General features: G+C 43.9%; 19 protein-coding genes. All 19 read right to left on the minus strand.

Going from position 1 to position 17,748, the window contains the following annotated elements; all coding sequences use genetic code 11:
- Window positions 1–79 precede the first annotated feature (79 nt).
- The 19 genes from PN836_RS13045 to yidC all read right to left on the minus strand — a co-directional run bounded on the left by PN836_RS13045 (window position 80) and on the right by yidC (window position 17,747).
- The gene (locus tag PN836_RS13045; protein WP_395338954.1) at window positions 80–493 is read right to left on the minus strand and encodes a F0F1 ATP synthase subunit epsilon; all 414 of its coding nucleotides are present in this window, start codon (window positions 491–493) and stop codon (window positions 80–82) included.
- Between the two features lie 79 nt (window positions 494–572).
- Window positions 573–1,952: a F0F1 ATP synthase subunit beta gene (atpD, locus tag PN836_RS13050; RefSeq protein ID WP_395338956.1), complete on the minus strand. Its 1,380-nt coding sequence runs from the start codon at window positions 1,950–1,952 to the stop codon at window positions 573–575.
- Between the two features lie 34 nt (window positions 1,953–1,986).
- Window positions 1,987–2,847: a F0F1 ATP synthase subunit gamma gene (gene atpG / locus PN836_RS13055; RefSeq protein WP_395338958.1), complete on the minus strand. Its 861-nt coding sequence runs from the start codon at window positions 2,845–2,847 to the stop codon at window positions 1,987–1,989.
- 66 nt (window positions 2,848–2,913) lie between these two features.
- Window positions 2,914–4,455 carry a F0F1 ATP synthase subunit alpha gene (gene atpA, locus PN836_RS13060; RefSeq protein ID WP_395338960.1) on the minus strand — a complete coding sequence of 514 codons (1,542 nt, stop codon included), beginning with the start codon at window positions 4,453–4,455 and terminating at the stop codon, window positions 2,914–2,916.
- A 13-nt stretch (window positions 4,456–4,468) separates the two neighbouring features.
- Entirely contained in the window at window positions 4,469–5,002 is a 534-nt protein-coding gene (gene atpH / locus PN836_RS13065; RefSeq protein ID WP_395338962.1) for a F0F1 ATP synthase subunit delta, read from the minus strand.
- A gap of 12 nt (window positions 5,003–5,014) precedes the next feature.
- A complete protein-coding gene (gene atpF / locus PN836_RS13070; protein WP_395338964.1) occupies window positions 5,015–5,485 on the minus strand; it encodes a F0F1 ATP synthase subunit B in 471 nt (156 codons plus the stop codon).
- 44 nt (window positions 5,486–5,529) lie between these two features.
- A complete protein-coding gene (gene atpE / locus PN836_RS13075) occupies window positions 5,530–5,754 on the minus strand; it encodes a F0F1 ATP synthase subunit C (protein ID WP_395338966.1) in 225 nt (74 codons plus the stop codon).
- Window positions 5,755–5,816: 62 nt separating this feature from the next.
- Entirely contained in the window at window positions 5,817–6,647 is an 831-nt protein-coding gene (gene atpB / locus PN836_RS13080; RefSeq protein WP_395338967.1) for a F0F1 ATP synthase subunit A, read from the minus strand.
- A gap of 62 nt (window positions 6,648–6,709) precedes the next feature.
- On the minus strand, window positions 6,710–7,087 hold the full coding sequence (locus tag PN836_RS13085) for an ATP synthase subunit I (RefSeq protein ID WP_395338969.1): 378 nt from the start codon (window positions 7,085–7,087) through the stop codon (window positions 6,710–6,712).
- 214 nt (window positions 7,088–7,301) lie between these two features.
- Entirely contained in the window at window positions 7,302–8,216 is a 915-nt protein-coding gene (locus PN836_RS13090) for a ParB/RepB/Spo0J family partition protein (protein ID WP_395338971.1), read from the minus strand.
- Between the two features lie 50 nt (window positions 8,217–8,266).
- Window positions 8,267–9,052 (minus strand): ParA family protein, encoded by a 786-nt coding sequence (locus PN836_RS13095; RefSeq protein WP_395338973.1) that lies wholly within the window; start codon window positions 9,050–9,052, stop codon window positions 8,267–8,269.
- 46 nt (window positions 9,053–9,098) lie between these two features.
- On the minus strand, window positions 9,099–9,740 hold the full coding sequence (gene rsmG / locus PN836_RS13100; protein WP_395338975.1) for a 16S rRNA (guanine(527)-N(7))-methyltransferase RsmG: 642 nt from the start codon (window positions 9,738–9,740) through the stop codon (window positions 9,099–9,101).
- Between the two features lie 51 nt (window positions 9,741–9,791).
- Window positions 9,792–11,684: a tRNA uridine-5-carboxymethylaminomethyl(34) synthesis enzyme MnmG gene (gene mnmG / locus PN836_RS13105; RefSeq protein WP_395338977.1), complete on the minus strand. Its 1,893-nt coding sequence runs from the start codon at window positions 11,682–11,684 to the stop codon at window positions 9,792–9,794.
- A gap of 366 nt (window positions 11,685–12,050) precedes the next feature.
- Window positions 12,051–12,881 (minus strand): DnaA ATPase domain-containing protein, encoded by an 831-nt coding sequence (locus tag PN836_RS13110; RefSeq protein WP_395338978.1) that lies wholly within the window; start codon window positions 12,879–12,881, stop codon window positions 12,051–12,053.
- A gap of 2 nt (window positions 12,882–12,883) precedes the next feature.
- A complete protein-coding gene (locus PN836_RS13115; RefSeq protein WP_395338980.1) occupies window positions 12,884–13,591 on the minus strand; it encodes a DnaT-like ssDNA-binding domain-containing protein in 708 nt (235 codons plus the stop codon).
- Window positions 13,592–13,612: 21 nt separating this feature from the next.
- The gene (locus tag PN836_RS13120) at window positions 13,613–14,095 is read right to left on the minus strand and encodes a flavodoxin domain-containing protein (RefSeq protein ID WP_395338982.1); all 483 of its coding nucleotides are present in this window, start codon (window positions 14,093–14,095) and stop codon (window positions 13,613–13,615) included.
- 45 nt (window positions 14,096–14,140) lie between these two features.
- Window positions 14,141–15,511 (minus strand): tRNA uridine-5-carboxymethylaminomethyl(34) synthesis GTPase MnmE, encoded by a 1,371-nt coding sequence (mnmE, locus tag PN836_RS13125; protein ID WP_395338984.1) that lies wholly within the window; start codon window positions 15,509–15,511, stop codon window positions 14,141–14,143.
- 3 nt (window positions 15,512–15,514) lie between these two features.
- A complete protein-coding gene (locus PN836_RS13130; protein ID WP_395338986.1) occupies window positions 15,515–15,997 on the minus strand; it encodes a YajQ family cyclic di-GMP-binding protein in 483 nt (160 codons plus the stop codon).
- A gap of 55 nt (window positions 15,998–16,052) precedes the next feature.
- Window positions 16,053–17,747: a membrane protein insertase YidC gene (gene yidC / locus PN836_RS13135; protein WP_395338988.1), complete on the minus strand. Its 1,695-nt coding sequence runs from the start codon at window positions 17,745–17,747 to the stop codon at window positions 16,053–16,055.
- Window position 17,748 lies beyond the last annotated feature (1 nt).

The following is a 17,748-nucleotide window of genomic DNA, read 5'->3' on the forward strand; positions in this document are numbered from 1 at the left end:
TTGAATGGCATAGAAATAAAAAAACCCAGCTTAAGGCTAGGCTTTTTTAGAATTAATGCACTTAGGAATGAATAATAGACTACTTGCGCATCTTTTTAATTAATCGCAATTGTGCTATTGCTTCAGCTAATTCAATGGCTGCTTCTGCGTAATCAAAATCAGCACCGGCATTCGCCATTTTCTCTTCAGCGTGTTTCTTCGCTTCCGCGGCGGCTGCCTCGTCTAGGTCTTCTGCACGCACTGCAGTGTCAGCAAGCACGGTGATAGTGCCAGGCTGAATCTCCAGAACGCCACCTGCAACGTAGATATATTCTTCGTCGCCGTGCTGTTTTACCACGCGCACCATACCCGGCTGAATACCCGTGATAAGCGGAGCATGCCCCGGGTAAATACCCAGTTCACCTTCACTACCAGTGACCTGAATGCGCTCTACCAAACCAGAAAATATCTCTGTTTCAGCACTCACTACATCCAAGTGGACGGTCATTGCCATGTTAAGTCTCCTCGATTGAGCCGGTGCATCACCGGCTGCTATCTACCTTTAACCTCTTTAACTTAAGGAAAGGCGCGTGTTACTTCGCTTTTTCAGCCGCTTCTTCGATTGAGCCAACCATATAAAATTCCTGCTCTGGTAAGTGGTCATACTCACCTTCTAGAATGCCTTTGAAGCCAGAAATAGTATCTTTAAGCGATACGTATTTGCCCGGTGACCCGGTAAATACTTCTGCTACAAAGAAAGGCTGCGACAAGAAGCGCTGAATTTTACGAGCACGTGATACTGTCAGTTTATCTTCTTCTGAAAGCTCATCCATACCTAATATTGCGATAATGTCTTTTAGCTCTTTATAACGCTGCAAGGTTGTTTGCACTCCTTGTGCAGTATCATAATGCTCTTGCCCAACCACTAGTGGGTCAAGCTGACGAGAGGTTGAATCTAGCGGGTCAACCGCAGGATAAATACCCAGTGATGCAATATCACGAGATAGTACAACTGTCGCGTCTAAGTGAGCGAAAGTAGTCGCGGGTGAGGGGTCAGTCAAGTCATCCGCTGGTACATATACCGCTTGTATTGACGTAATCGAGCCTGTTTTAGTTGAAGTAATACGCTCTTGCAGTACACCCATCTCTTCAGCCAGTGTAGGCTGATAACCTACCGCTGATGGCATACGACCTAAAAGCGCTGATACTTCGGTTCCCGCTAGGGTGTAACGATAGATATTGTCAACAAAGAATAATACGTCACGACCTTCATCACGGAATTTCTCCGCCATGGTCAAACCTGTCAATGCAACGCGTAAACGGTTACCTGGAGGCTCATTCATCTGACCATAAACAAGTGATACTTTATCAAGTACGTTAGATTCGTTCATTTCGTGATAGAAGTCATTACCTTCACGAGTACGCTCACCCACACCTGCAAATACTGAGTATCCGCTGTGCTCGATGGCGATGTTACGAATTAATTCCATCATGTTTACGGTTTTACCAACACCTGCACCACCAAACAATCCGACTTTACCGCCTTTCGCAAAGGGGCAAACCAAATCGATTACTTTAATGCCGGTTTCAAGTAGTTCAACTGAGCTTGATTGTTCTTCGTAACTTGGCGCTTCACGGTGAATTGACATTCTTTCTTCTTCGCCGATGGGGCCCGCTTCATCAATGGGGTTACCTAATACATCCATGATGCGACCAAGCGTGGCTGTTCCTACAGGCACTTGAATAGGTGCGCCTGTGTTCTCAACCGCTAAGTTACGCTTTAGTCCGTCAGTGGTACCTAATGCAATGGTACGCACAACACCGCCGCCAAGCTGCTGTTGTACTTCCAATGTTAAGCCCGCTAAGTCACCTTCGGTCACTCTTAGTGCGTCATACACTCGTGGCACATGTGTTTGTGGATATTCAATATCCACCACCGCGCCAATGATTTGGACGACCTTACCTTGACTCATAATTTGTCCTCTTAAACTTTAAAGTATTCTTTGCCTAAACTGCCGCTGCGCCGCTCACAATCTCACTGATTTCTTGTGTGATTGCCGCCTGACGCGCCTTGTTATATACCAGTTGCAAGTCGTCGATGAGATTGCCAGCATTGTCTGTAGCCGCTTTCATTGCGACCATTCTTGCAGCCTGCTCTGAAGCTGCGTTTTCAACAACGCCCTGATACACCTGAGATTCGATATAACGCACCATTAATTGCTCCAATATCTCTTTTGGATCCGGTTCGTATATGTAATCCCACTTATGCTTCAATGCATCATCATCTGATTTAGGCAAAGGTAATAGTTGATTGACCACGGGTTCTTGCGTCATCGTGTTTACAAAGTTGTTGTATACAAGGTGAATTTTATCGATTTCACCCTTGTCGTATGCATCTAGCATCACTCTCACTACACCGACAACTTGACTGACGCTTGGCTTATCACCAAGACCAGATTCGGCCGCCATCACGTTTCCGCCAAAGCGACCAAAAAAGCCAACTGCTTTTGAACCAAGCGCGGCGAAATGCACGCCAACTTCTTGTTCTCTATAGCTTCTAATTTGCTCTGAGACAGCCTTAAACTCGTTAGTATTTAAACCACCACACAATCCACGATCTGTAGAAACAACAATAAACCCTACATTTTTGACCTCTCGCTCTTCCAAATAAGGATGGCGATATTCGAGGCTACCGTTGGCAATATGGCCAATCACGTTTAGCATGCTTTGTGCGTATGGACGACCAGAGGCCATGCGGTCTTGCGCCTTTTTCATTTTAGACGCGGCCACCATTTCCATCGCAGAGGTAATTTTTTGAGTATTTTTAATACTGCCGATTTTACCTTTTATCTCTTTTCCGCTAGCCATGACACTTTCTCCGATTCATTACAACGCGCCCTGCCTTACTTGCGATACAAAAGCAGGGCAAATTGATTACCACGTCTGAGTTGCTTTGAAATGATCAAAGGCTTCAGTCAGCTGGCTTTCAATATCATCGTTGTAGTTACCCGTGTCATTGATGGTGCTCATCAAATCACTCTTTTCAGCGTTCATGTAAGAATGAAGGGCCGCTTCAAAATCCAGTACTTTATTCAACTCAAGATCTTTCAAGTAGCCTTTTTCAGCTGCAAACAAAGATACGGCAGTTTCTGCAACCGAAAGCGGTGCATACTGGTTTTGTTTCATTAGTTCGGTAACACGCTCACCGTGCTCTAGCTGTTCACGTGTTGCATCATCAAGGTCCGATGCAAACTGAGAGAACGCAGCGAGCTCACGATATTGTGCGAGGGCTAAACGAATACCACCACCTAACTTTTTAATGATTTTGGTCTGTGCAGCACCACCAACACGCGATACCGATATACCGGCGTTCACAGCAGGGCGAATACCTGCGTTAAACAAATCAGTTTCTAGGAATATCTGACCGTCGGTAATTGAAATGACGTTAGTAGGTACGAATGCTGATACATCGCCCGCTTGTGTCTCAATGATAGGCAGAGCCGTTAATGAACCTGTCTTGCCCTTAACCTCACCTTTGGTGTACTTCTCAACATATTGATCGTTTACACGAGCAGCACGCTCTAGCAAACGCGAGTGGAGATAGAAAACATCACCAGGATAGGCTTCACGACCCGGAGGACGACGAAGTAGCAAGGATACTTGACGATAGGCAACGGCTTGTTTAGACAAATCATCATATACGATTAAGGCATCTTCACCACGGTCACGGAAGTATTCGCCCATGGTGCAACCAGAATAAGGCGCTAAATATTGAAGTGCTGCCGATTCAGACGCTGAAGCCGCAACAATAATGGTATGAGCCATTGCGCCGTGTTCTTCAAGCTTGCGTACCACGTTTGCAATCGTTGATGCTTTTTGACCAATAGCCACGTAGACGCATTTAACGCCGGTGCCTTTTTGGTTAATGATGGCATCAATAGCTAAAGCCGTCTTACCTGTTTGACGGTCGCCGATTACCAATTCACGCTGACCACGGCCAATTGGAATCATCGAGTCAACTGACTTATAGCCGGTCTGTACTGGCTGGTCAACTGACTGACGTTCGATAACGCCTGGTGCGATTTTTTCAACTGGCTCAAAGCCTTCTGCTTCAATCGCGCCTTTACCATCAATGGCTTCACCCAGCGTATTTACAACACGACCGAGTAGCTGTGGACCTACGGGCACTTCCAAAATACGGCCGGTAGAATTAACTTTTACACCCTCTTGAAGGTCGGCGTAAGGACCCATCACAACAGCACCTACTGAATCTCGTTCAAGGTTAAGTGCAATTGCGTAGCGATTTCCAGGAAGCTCAATCATTTCACCTTGCATGACATCTGCTAGGCCGTGTATACGAATAATACCATCGGTTACACCAACAATCGTACCTTCGTTTCGAGCTTCACTTGCGACTTCGAACTGCTCAATACGTTTTTTGATCAGTTCTGCAATCTCAGTGGAATTAAGTTGCATACTCATATCCCCGTTATGCTTGCAACGCGTCTTTTAGACGGTTCAATTTTGAATTTACGGAGCCATCTATCACTGTGTCGCCTGCTTTAATAAGCAAACCTGCGACAAGTGCCGGATCCACGTTACAATTTAGCTGTACTTTACGATCAAAGCGTTTCTCTAATGCCGCACTCAATTTCTCGATTTGAGCATCTGATAACTCAGACGCAGAAGTCACATCAACATCAACGCGCTTTTCATGTTCAACTTTAAGTTCGTTAAACACTCGAGAAATGTCAGGCAGTACAGTTAAACGATTGTTCTCTGCCAGCACTTTAATAAAGTTTTGACCATGTGTGTTGAGCTGGTCGCCGCATATGCCAGTGAATATTTCACTCACTTTGTCGGCAGCAACCGAACCTGATAAAAAAGACTGCATGTCTTCGTTTTCGGTCACTGCTGCCGAAAATACCAACATAGACTGCCAGTTTTCGATATCAGCTTGCTCAACTGCAAAATCAAAAGCAGCTTTGGCGTAAGGGCGAGCGATAGTTGTCAATTCAGACATAGCTCAGCTCTCCTACAGCTCTTCGACAAGTTTTTCAACAATGTCGTTTTGTGCGTTTGCATCAATTTCGCGCGCTAGGATACGCTCCGCACCACTAATGGCAAGCGCCGCTACTTGCTTGCGCAAATCCTCTTTCACACGATTTCGTTCTGCTTCGATTTCGGCATAACCTTGCGCGATAATTTTTTCGCGCTCAGCATGGCCACGCTGTGTTTCTTCGTCAACAAGCTGGTTAGCTCGTTTTTTAGCTTGGTCGATAATCTCAGCAGCTTGTGCTTTGGCATCTTTAAGTTGATCAGTTGCTTTCGCTTGAGCAAGTTCAAGATCTTTTTCTGCACGTTCTGAAGCCGCTAAACCATCTGCAATTGTCTTTTGACGATCTTCAATCGCTTTCATCAGTGGTGGCCATACATACTTCATACAGAAGCCGACAAACACGACAAAGGCAATTAATTGACCGATAAGAGTGGCGTTAAAATTCACGTCCGCTCCTCCTCTAAAAGTTCGCTAAGAAATTGTTAATTAAATTAACCCAAACCAACTGCGAACAATAGATATAGTGCAATACCTACACCGATCATTGCGATCGCATCGATAAGACCTGCAACGATGAACATTTTTACTTGAAGAGTAGGGGCAAGCTCTGGTTGGCGAGCGGCAGACTCTAGGAATTTACCACCTAGAAGACCGAAGCCAATAGCGGTACCTAATGCACCCAATCCGATTAGTAGAGCAACTGCGATTGCAATCATGTGTAATCTCCGATTTTAGTTAAGTTTAGTAGTTAGTTAAAATAATAAAGTTGTGACAAGTTTTAATGGTCTTCACACGCCAAGCTTAAATACACTATGGTCAACATCATGAATATAAATGCTTGCAGTGGTAGTACCAAAATATGGAAAACAGCCCATGTAAAGTGAAGCGGCAATTGGAAATAGCCAATGGTCGCAATCAAAATAAATATCAACTCTGACGCATATAAGTTACCGAACAAACGAAGTGCCAGCGATAGCGGACGAGCAAGCAGGGTAACGCTCTCTAGAATGAAATTAACAGGGATGAAAGCCCAGTGACCAAAGGGCTGCATGGTAAGCTCTTTGGTAAAGCCCCCAATACCCTTCATTTTTAGAGAATAGAAAAGGATCAGTACAAACACACCGAGTGCAAGGGCAAAGGTAAGGTTTATATCTGTGGTTGGAACGAACTTGAAGTACACTTCTGCTGGGTCCATGCCAAAGCCATATTGGCCTATCTTACCGGCAATAGTGGGCAGCAAATCAACTGGCACCAAATCCATTAAGTTCATCAGCAACACCCATACGAAAATAGTAAGTGCCAGTGGCGCAATAAGCGCGCTTTTGCCATGGAAAGTGCTTTTCACGTTGTCATCAACAAAGTCATACACTAACTCAACAAAGGCCTGCATTTTACCCGGCACGCCAGTTGTCGCATTTTTCGCGACTCGCCTAAAAATGAACAAGAAAATCAAACCAAGCACGATGGATACTGACAAGGTATCAATGTGCCATACCCAGAAGCCAGCATCACTACAGGCGTAATTGAAGGCGAGGCCTTCATCGGTGGAACACATTTGTGCATTGGTTAAATGGTGTTTGATATATTCTTCGGTACTATCGTACGCCATCGTCTACCCCAAGTTGTAAAATTTAAAAATCATGTAAAGTGTTTTGTTCTCTGCCTTTTGGCCTAATTACGCAAACAAAACATAGCAAGCCACTGGCTTACTTGAACTATTGCGTATGCACCTAATAGGGGGAGCGGGTGCACGTCGAATTGGGAAAACGCAATAACAAATATTATCGTGGTAAGAGCCAGCTTAATTTTCATACCTTGGCTCAAACTCTGTGCAACCAAATTGTTCTTGCTTGCACCCGCATATCGGAACATCCAATATGCGAATATACTGTGTGGAAACGCGCAGGCGGCACTACCAAAAGCCACTGCAAGCAAGCTTGTTGGCTGTATCACGCTCACCGAGAGTATTAATATCACTGATACCAATATCTCAACTAACACAACCTTTTTTGCCAGGTCTCGGCCTGGTTTAGCCAAGTCTGCGCTCATTTACCTTCACATCCTACGGCAAGCTCAGGCATATAGACCTAAGGTCGCCCCACAAAAGCGCTCGAAGTATACTTTGAATGCGAAAAAATTCAACCAAAAACACGCTATATTGGCGGTATTTCCAACACTTTAATACCATTTGCTTATATTCGTCTTTGGCTCAAGGTGACCGCAATACACCCTGCGGTATCATTTAGGCAACTGAATACCGGCATTAATCAGTATTTTGCTGATGAATGTGTGCCAATATGCCATCTAACTGGTCAAGGTTGTCGAAATTAATCACCATTTTTCCTCTACCTTGCTTATTGTGGGCAATTTGCACCTGCGTACCTAATTGTTCAGCCAATCTAGTTTCGAGGCGTTGTACGTCTGGATCGATATTTTGGCCTTGTTTTTTATTGGTTTTATTTTGCGAAGCATCTAATGTGCGTTTCACAAGGGTTTCAGTTTCTCTAACACTCAAGCCTTTTTCAGCCACAAGCTTCGCAAGTTGAGCTTGCTGTGGACCGTCTAGCGCTAGCAGGGCTCGTGCGTGACCCATATCTATATCGCCATGTTCCAACAAGGTCTTTACTGAGTCCTTTAATCCATTAAGCCGCAGTAAATTACTCACGCTTGCACGTGATTTTCCTACCGCTTGTGCGACTTGTTGGTGAGTTAGATTGAATTCAACCATTAACCTGTCTAGCGCCTGTGCTTCTTCCATGGCATTAAGATCTTCACGCTGAATGTTTTCAATTAGCGCGATTGCGACTGCAGCGTCATCGGGAATATCTTTAACTAAACAGGGTACGGTATCAAGCTGAGCAAGCTGGGCTGCTCGCCAGCGCCTCTCTCCTGCAATAATTTCGTAAGATTGAGAACCGAGTTCTCGAACAACTAGAGGTTGAATAATTCCTTGAGCTTTAATAGAAGCAGATAGTTCTTCCAATGCATCATCAGCCATATCTTTTCTAGGCTGGTATTTGCCGGGCTGAAGAAATTCAATCGGTAATTGCTGTAGCTCATTTGCTTCGCCATTGTCTTTACTTTGGCTTTGCTCTTCACCTTTTTGTTTATCTGCATAACTTTTACTGGTTGCAAGCAGCGCGTCTAAACCGCGTCCTAAGCCTTTACTCTTTGCCATTCGTTCACCACGTTATCATTGTATGCGTATATATCACGTTCACGTCGCACTTAGCTTGCATTTAGCGACTTTTGTTTTTGACGTCTAAGAATTTCCCCTGCCAGCGCTAAATACGCTTTTGCACCCGTTGATGACTTGTCGTAATACATGGCCGGTGCACCAAAGCTCGGGGCTTCGGCTAATCTAACATTGCGGGGAATGACAGTGCGATAGACTTGATTACCAAAATGTCGTTTTAGTTGCTCACTCACATCGTTTGCCAGTCTATTTCTGGGGTCATACATCGTTCTCAGCACGCCCTCAATTTTTAAGTCAGGGTTGACTACTGACGCAAGTTTTCCAATCGTGTCCATCAGTGCCGTCAAACCTTCAAGTGCGTAGTATTCGCACTGCATCGGCACCAACACCGAATCTGATGCGGCGAGGGCGTTAACGGTTAATTGGTTCAGCGAAGGAGGGCAGTCAATGAAAATAAAGTCGTAGTCTGCCTTTACCGATTCTAAAGCATTACGAAGTCGAACTTCGCGCGCAAATACTTCCATCAGTTTTATTTCTGCCGCAGTAATGTCTGCATTTCCTGCGATCAAATGATATTTGCCAGAGGTTTGGGTAATGATGACGTCTTTGGCGGGCTTTTCTTCAATGAGTAATTCATAGCAAGTATTTTCAACTTCGTATTTATCAACACCGCTACCCATAGTGGCGTTGCCCTGTGGATCTAAGTCAATCAATAATACTTTGCGCTTTGTCGCCGCCATTGAAGCGGCAACATTCACTGAGGTCGTTGTTTTACCCACCCCACCTTTTTGATTCGCTATGGAAATGACTCTCGCCAAAATCAACCCTATTTGTTTATAACACTTTGGAAAATACTGTGTTTATCTACCGCTTTTTAATCTTCACTAAATGACGCTCAGCGTTTAAGTTTGGTACATTTAACGCGACGGTATCAGTAATAATGAAATTGCCCTTTATGTTTCGCAACTCATCTTGATGCAGTTGACCTTTTAAGGCAAGAAATTCTCCTTGATTGTCCACTAAATGTGCACACCAGTTAAGCATATCATCAAGTGAAGCAAATGCCCTGCTTAGCACAGTATCAAAAAGAGTGCCTTTATCTAAGTTCTCTACTCTAGTGTGAATAGCCTGTACGTTATGAATGTTTAGTTCAAAACAAACTTGTTTGATAAAGCGAATACGCTTCCCTAATGAGTCAATGAGCGTAAATGACTTTTCTGGCAATACTATCGCTAGCGGAATACCCGGCAGACCAGGTCCAGTTCCAACGTCAGTGATTTCCTGTCCTTTTACATGCGGTGAGACCACCAAAGCGTCCATAATATGTTTGACAAGCATTTGCTCAGGTTCACGTACAGCGCTTAAGTTATACGCTTTGTTCCACTTATGTATCAGTAATACAAAGGCAATGAGTTTATCAATTTTGTCGTCACTTATGCTTAGATTGACCGATTGAATGTATCGGCTGAGCTGACTTTTGAGCGCCACGTGATCAATGTTTACCATGGTATCTCAGGTTCCTCATGTGCACATTGTACTTACCCAACATGAGTTTACTTAAGCGCTCTTTTTATACAGCATGCTGTGCTTTTTCAGATATACCAACAAAAGCGATATTGCTGCTGGCGTAACACCTGAAATTCTAGATGCCTTACCAATGGTTTCAGGTCGTGCATCACTTAGTTTGGCAACCACTTCATTGGACAAACCTGATATTTTAGAATAATCAAAATCTAGCGGTAGCAGTGTATTCTCATGCCGTTTCGATTTTTCTATTTCATCGAGTTGACGTGAAATATAGCCAGCATACTTAATTTGTATTTCGACTTGTTCAGCTGCTTTCTCATCGGCTAAACCAGGACCAATAGTGGGTATCTGCATCAGCTTTTGATATGACATTTCCGGTCGTCTGATTAGCTCTTCCAGAGAGTGCTCTTTGCTAACAGGATTTTTCAATATTTGATTAAGCGCGTCAGCAGACTCATGAGCTGGATGTATCCAGGCACTGGCTAATCGCTGCTTTTCTTGTTCGACTAAGGTCATTTTTGCTTCAAACGCGGCGTATCTCGCATCATCCACTAAGCCTATTTTTCTACCTAGTTCTGTTAATCGTACATCTGCGTTGTCTTCGCGCAACAGTAGACGATACTCTGCACGACTGGTAAACATGCGATAAGGCTCTTTTGTTCCCATTGTTGCTAAGTCGTCAATGAGTACGCCAATATAAGCTTGGTTGCGACTAAGCTCAAAGCTGTCCTTTTCTTGTACTTGCAGGGCAGCATTAGCACCAGCAATAAGCCCTTGCGCGCCAGCTTCTTCATAACCCGTTGTGCCATTGATTTGACCAGCAAAAAACAGTCCTGCGATATATTTAGTTTCTAGGGTTTGCTTTAAATCGCGAGGGTCAAAAAAGTCATATTCAATAGCATACCCTGGGCGAATAATATGGGCATTTTCAAAGCCTTTAATGGATTGCACAAGCTGCATCTGTATATCAAACGGAAGGCTGGTTGAAATACCATTAGGGTACACTTCAACGCTGTTTAAACCTTCTGGCTCAACAAATATTTGATGCGAATCTTTATCAGCAAAGCGCATAATTTTGTCTTCAATAGACGGGCAATAGCGAGGTCCTACACCCTCAATGACGCCCGTATACATGGGCGAACGATCCAAACCCGAACGAATAATATCGTGGGTTTTTTCATTGGTATGCGTGATATAGCAAGGAATTTGCTGCGGATGGTCTTCAACATTCCCCATGAATGAAAACACTGGCAAAGGTGTATCACCCGCTTGTTCTTGCATCAGTGAATAATCAAGAGTGCGCGTATCTAGACGAGCAGGGGTACCGGTTTTAAGGCGTTCAACTCTAAAAGGCAATGCACGTAAGCGCTCAGCAAGCGCGATTGAGGGAGGATCGCCGGCACGACCTCCTTTGTAGTTTTCAAGACCTATATGAATCGTCCCGCCCAAAAATGTCCCTACGGTTAATACAACGGTCTTTGCTTTAAACTTAAGTCCCATTTGTGTGACAACGCCGCATACTCGGTCATTCTCAATAATTAAATCATCACACGACTGCTGAAATAAGCTTAAGTTTTCCTGTGACTCAAGCATTTTCCTAACTGCGATGCGATAAAGCGATCTGTCTGCCTGAGCCCGGGTAGCGCGCACGGCGGGGCCTTTGGATGAGTTGAGGGTTCGAAATTGAATACCAGCTTTATCTATGGCTTTCGCCATTGCCCCACCCAAAGCGTCTATTTCTTTTACAAGATGACCTTTACCAATGCCACCAATGGCGGGATTGCACGACATTTGACCTAAGGTTTCTATGCTATGAGTGAGCAATAGGGTCTTTGCGCCCATGCGTGCAGACGCTAGAGCAGCTTCGGTCCCGGCATGACCGCCGCCTATCACGATGACATCAAAGCTTTGCTGATAAAACATTCAAACACCATAGCATTTTTTAGGGGCGCGAATTATAAACGAGAATCTGTATTTTTTAAATGTTTAAAGTTTAAGCAGGGTTGATGCGTAAATTTGTTTGAACTTAATTAATATAAGTATCTATATAGTATATGTTTATTACTACTACTATTAAGCAGGGCTTAATCTGTGGAAAAGCCAATTATAATGATAAAAATCAATATTATATGGCATTTTAAAGCTTGGGATATCTATACCCAAACTTGCTTACAATCTGGGTATAAACCCGCATTTTGTCCACAGGGTGAGTTTTGTTAAAATTCATTCAGATCTTATTCGTCGTTGAATCACAGACTTATACCGAATTTATCCACAGTCAATACCTGTTCAAATTTCATTAGGTCGGTACTGATTTTTTTGTTGATTAGAGCTTTCAGCCTGTCCGTTGCTAACGGATTTTCGTCGACTAGGACCTTGAAATCTTACTCGATACGTTTCGTATTCTTTAATTGACTCAAAACAGTAGCGGCCAAGCGCTTTTTCAAGCTCCGCTAAGTTATGATTGCTGATTAAAATACAATTTTTATTATTGGCGGCACGTTGCCGTAACAAGTTGCCAAGCCAGCTTTGCGCGCTTTTTTTCAATACCGTTTCGTTCACACAAACTTCATCCAAGATCAGCAAGTCTACATGGTGGAGCTGTTTGTTTATTTCGCGAAATTGCTGCGCTGCTTTATCGTCAGCTTGATAGTCGTAGGAAAAGAATCTCATTTCCAATAAAGTTTGCAGTTGCCGATATAAAACAGTGGTTTCAAATTGATTAATAAGCTGGTGAGCAATTGCGCCGGCGATGTGAGATTTTCCGCGACCGTAATCACCATAAAACAGCATCATATGTGCACTGCTATTGCGCCAATTAGGATCTTGGTGAGCACCAATGAATGAGCGTGCAATACTTATGGCTTCTGATACATCTGGTGCATCTTCTACAAGACTATTGAAGGTCCAGTGAGGGTTTAGTTCCGACTGCCCATGTAAAGTCTCGATACGTTTCTGTCTGGTTTGGCGCTGCAGCTGAGAAACATCAGCGTTTGCTAACACATCATATTGTTTACGTTGTTTTTGATAGTCAAATTCTTCTGCATTAGCATTTAATGCGTCTATATCTTTGCCTAGTGCTTTGCCAATTTCGTTTAGTCTTTGTTCAAGCGTTTTCATGTTTATTCGCTATGGTTGTTTTTACTGTATTTGTCGACCAAGGCTTTAACGTTTTCGTCAAACTCAATGCCGGCTTCCACATCCACCCATTGATGACCCATCTTATTTTGCTCAGCGTTTGAACTTTGATGCATTCTGCGCCGCTTTAAATGTACCACAAATTTCTGAGCCCATTGGTACTCGGTAAATTGGACTTCGGGCCGGCCTAACCAGTATGCAATAAATTCACCTAGTTCATCGGCTGAGTATTCTTTAGTAATTAGGCCAGTTAACTCGCTAAGGGAGGTAAACAAGGCTAGCGATGGACGCCAGTGTAGCGTCATTTTTTGATGATTTTGGTGAAAGCTATCATCTTCAATCAAGCTTGCTTCATCGTGGACTTTGTGGCCATCTTGCTTGTTTTGGGTAACAAGTTTAAGTATTGCCTGGTGCTTATTTAAAGAGCGTTCAAAACTGTGCGTTCCCGTGATTTCTATCAAACCTGCATCGTGTAACTCTTTAAAAAAAGCAGACAGCTCACGCCCCAAACTCACGGTTTTATGATGTTTATTTAAAAGTGAGAGTATTTCTTTGTTGTTAATAGTGACGTTTTCGCTGTTTTTGCCAAGCGTCTTTGAGACACTAAGCTGCGGGCGCAGATATAAACAGTAAATTACGCGAGCTTCGTTAGATAAATCTGTGCATAGCGCGTTTATCTCATCCGGTGTCATATTAAAACCCGCAATGCTTTTTCATAAAGTAGCGAGAACCTTATTAAGATATAACAAAGCTTCGTCTTCAGGCACCGGGTGGTGCAAAACATCGATATGGATGGGCGGGAGCAAAAGTGAGGCGCCTGATTTTGTGATGGTGTCCTGCATGGTGAGTGCACCTTGGCAAAAGGTGTCATAGCTACTGTCACCTAAACCAATAACGGCAAATCGAGTTGAACTTAAATCTTTTAAGTGAAGCGCCGCCTCAAAATCTTGTATGTTGTCTGGCAAATCGCCCGCGCCATGCGTGGACGTAATCACTAGCAGGACGTTGTCGAAATTGATATCTGCTATTGCCGGTTGAAAATGAACGTTACAAACATGTCCAAGTTCATGGAGTTTATTTTCTACCGCATCTGCAACGTATTCGCTTGCACCGAGTACGGAGCCCACAACAATCTCAAAGTATTGTGTATTTGGCTTGAGAGCTGATGTTGATTGACTAATAATTTGCTCTGTCACGCACGTTTCTACCTATTGTTGATTGACGATTTTGACTTGTTCGCTCTACTTGCCGATGCAAAAAGAAGAAAAGATTTTACCGAGTAAGTCGTCAGAGGTAAATTCTCCGGTTATTTCATTTAGATATTGCTGGGCAATTCTAAGCTCTTCAGCCAGTAATTCACCTGCCATGTGTCCTTCTAACTGTGCTTTGCCTTGTTGAATATGTTCATCAGCTGCTAATAGTGCGTTGATATGACGCTGACGAGCAATTACCTGATCCTCGCCTGCATGCTCAAATCCCATGCAGTCTTTTAAGTGTGATTTTAGTGCGTCAATACCCAGATGGTTTTTCGCCGATAAATGGATCACCGGGTAATTATCTACCTTACTAATCCCAGGTGATTCACCGCTTAAATCACACTTGTTTTTGATGATGCTGAGCCCTAAATCTGACGGTAAGCGATCAAAAAATTCTGGCCATAGGTCGTGTACACTATTTGAAGAATGGTCTTGTTCCTGGCTAGCATCAATCATGTACAGTACGCGATCGGCCCGTTCAATTTCTTGCCATGCGCGCTGTATCCCAATTTGTTCCACTTTGTCTTCACTCTCCCGAAGGCCAGCGGTATCTATTATATGCAGCGGCATCCCGTCAATGTGAATATGTTCTTTCAAAACGTCACGAGTGGTGCCAGCAATATCGGTAACGATGGCAGAGTCTTTGCCCGATAGCGCATTCATCAAGCTGGATTTTCCAGCATTGGGTTTGCCGACAATCACAACATGCATACCGTCGCGCAGTAATGAGCCTTGTTTGGCTTGTTGCTTTATTTTATTGAGCTGGCTAACGATTTCTTGTAAATAACTCTGCACTTTGCCGTCGGCAAGAAAATCGATTTCTTCTTCTGGGAAGTCAATCGCGGCTTCAACATACATGCGAAGGTGAATAACTTCATCGACCAAGCGATGGATCTGTTTTGAAAACTCGCCCTGTAGGCTTTTTACTGCACTTTTCGCCGCTTGCACAGAAGAAGCGGAAATCAAATCTGCAATGGCTTCAGCTTGCGTCAAATCCATTTTATTATTTAAAAAAGCTTGTTCGCTGAATTCGCCTGGTCTTGCGAGTCTTACTGCACCGGTGGCTAAACATGCTTCGAGTAACAACTGCATCACGACTTGCCCGCCGTGACCCTGAAGCTCCAACACATCTTCGCCGGTAAAGGAGTGTGGATTAGGAAAAAAAAGCGCGATCCCTTGGTCAATTACCGTACCGTCCTTCGCTTTAAAGGCTTGATAAACTGCTTGGCGCGGGGCAGGGCATGCGCCTAAAAGCGCAGCAGCAACGTCTTTTGAGCGCGGACCTGATACTCGTATAATGCCGACACCGCCTCGTCCAACTGCGCTGGCTTGAGCAACAATCGTGTCGTGTTGCAATCGTTAGTCTCTGAAGTTTGTAAATTGAATAGGCTGAGGTAAGTCCTCAGCTTTCAGCATGGCCATCACGCTTTGCAAATCATCGCGTTTTTTGCCGGTGACGCGCAATTGATCGCCCTGGATTGCCGTTTGCACTTTAAGCTTTTTTTCTTTTATCAGCTTGACCATGCGTTTGCCCAGTTCTTGATCGATGCCTTGTTTAAAATCAATCACTTGTTTATGCGTTTTGCCCGACCGTTGAATGGCTTGAACATTCATTGCGCGCGTGTCTACATTGCGTTTAGAGCAGGCATTTCTGAGCATGTCCTGCATTTGTTTTAGCTGAAAGTCACCTTCTGCAGACATGACCACTGTTTCATCTTTATACTCAAACGAAGCATTGACGCCTCTGAAATCAAAGCGCGTCGAAAGTTCTCTATTCGCGTTGTCAACAGCGTTGCTGATATCAACGGTATTTAACTCAGATACAACATCAAAAGAAGGCATACTGTTCTCCTAAAACCAATAGTAGGTCATATATTTTACTATTCGTTGAATAAGACTACTTAGACTTAATTCCGCGCTTTTCCATAGATGCGTAAATAATTTTCGCTTGCACCAGCGTGACCAGATTGGAAATCAACCAATACAGCACCAATCCTGCTGGGAAGAAGAAAAAGAATATACTCATTGCCACAGGCATATACTGGAGCAGTTTCTGCTGGAGCGGATCTTGGATAGTCATAGGTTGTAAGCGTTGCAACAAAAACATACTTGCGCCAGTAAGAATAGGAAGCACAAAGAAAGGATCCGGTACTGATAAGTCGTTTATCCATAAAACAAAGGGTGCGTGGCGTAATTCAACACTTTCCAATAATACCCAATATAGCGCTAGGAAAATTGGCATTTGCAGCAAAAGAGGGAAACAACCACCCATAGGGTTGACCTTCTCTTTTTTATACATTTCCATCATAGCTTGCGACATTTTCTGCTTGTCTTCACCGTAACGGTCTTTCAATTGCTGCATTTTAGGCGCTAAATTGCGCATTTTTGCCATCGATTCATATTGCTTTTTGGTTAGCCAGTACATGGCCCCTTTTACAATGAGTGTAATGACGATGATGGCAACACCCCAATTGATTACAAAAGACTGAATCAGTTTTAGTAGGTCAAATAACGGTTGTGCTAACCACCATAAAAAGCCGTAATCGACCGTTAAATCTAATCCTTTGGCAAGTTGAGCAAGCGTCGCTTGATCTTTTGGTCCCATATAGAGTTCTGAGGCTATCGTTTGCGTTTCGCCACTATTGATTAACGTAGTCTCACCAAGGTAACCAACAATCGCAGTATTTTGCAGAATACGAGAATAGACGGTATTTGTTTGTTCTTGTGGCGGCACCCAAGCAGAAACAAAATAGTGTTCGAGCATACCGACCCATCCGCCAATAGTGGCAATTCTTAGTGCTTCATCTTCAATGTCACCAAAGGGCAGTTTCTCATATTGATCTTCTTGTGTGCCATAAGCAGCGCCCCTGAAAGTAGGCATAAACATTGAGCCGCCGCTTTGCTCATTCAGCGTTTGCTTAAGCTGTGCAAACTGCTGCATTTGCAAGGCATTGCTTGTATTATTTTCGATGTCAAATTCAACGGTGGCGGTATGGCTGTTGCTGTCAAATATAAAGGTTTTGGTAACTTTGAGGCCTTCCGCCGATTGCCATGTTAATGGCACTCGCAGTTGATTTTGTCCATCCATCGCAAAGGTCTCTGCGCTTGCGATATACTGTGGTCTGCCTGCGGTGTCAGGCCCATCTTTTCCAACCAGCCCGCTTTGGGCGACGTACAAAGTTGCGTCTTGTGGGCTTAACAGCTGATATGAATCGTCTGCCCCTAAGGTAACAGGAAATTTAATCAGGTCGGCTTGTACAACATCACCCCCTACCAAATCAATAGTGACGTGCAGCGTGTCGGTAGTGATGTCTATATACCGAGATGAGTTAAGCGCGGCAGCAACAGGTGCAGCAATGACTTGATTGTCTTGAATGTCAGTAGGTACATCAAGAGAAGGCGAAGATGTTTCGATGGAAGTCGCGGTAGGTATACTCGAAGGGATGCCCTGACTCGCTTGATTATCTAAAGTTTGCGTTGCACTTACCGGCGCTTGAACGGGCTGCGGTGCGTTGGCTTCTTGGTATTCTATCCATAGTAAAAAGCTGACTAGCAATAAACCAATAATCAGGATACTTCTTTGCGATTCCATA

This window comes from Ningiella algicola (assembly GCF_028401415.2).
In the GTDB taxonomy this organism is placed as follows: Bacteria; Pseudomonadota; Gammaproteobacteria; order Enterobacterales; family Alteromonadaceae; genus Glaciecola.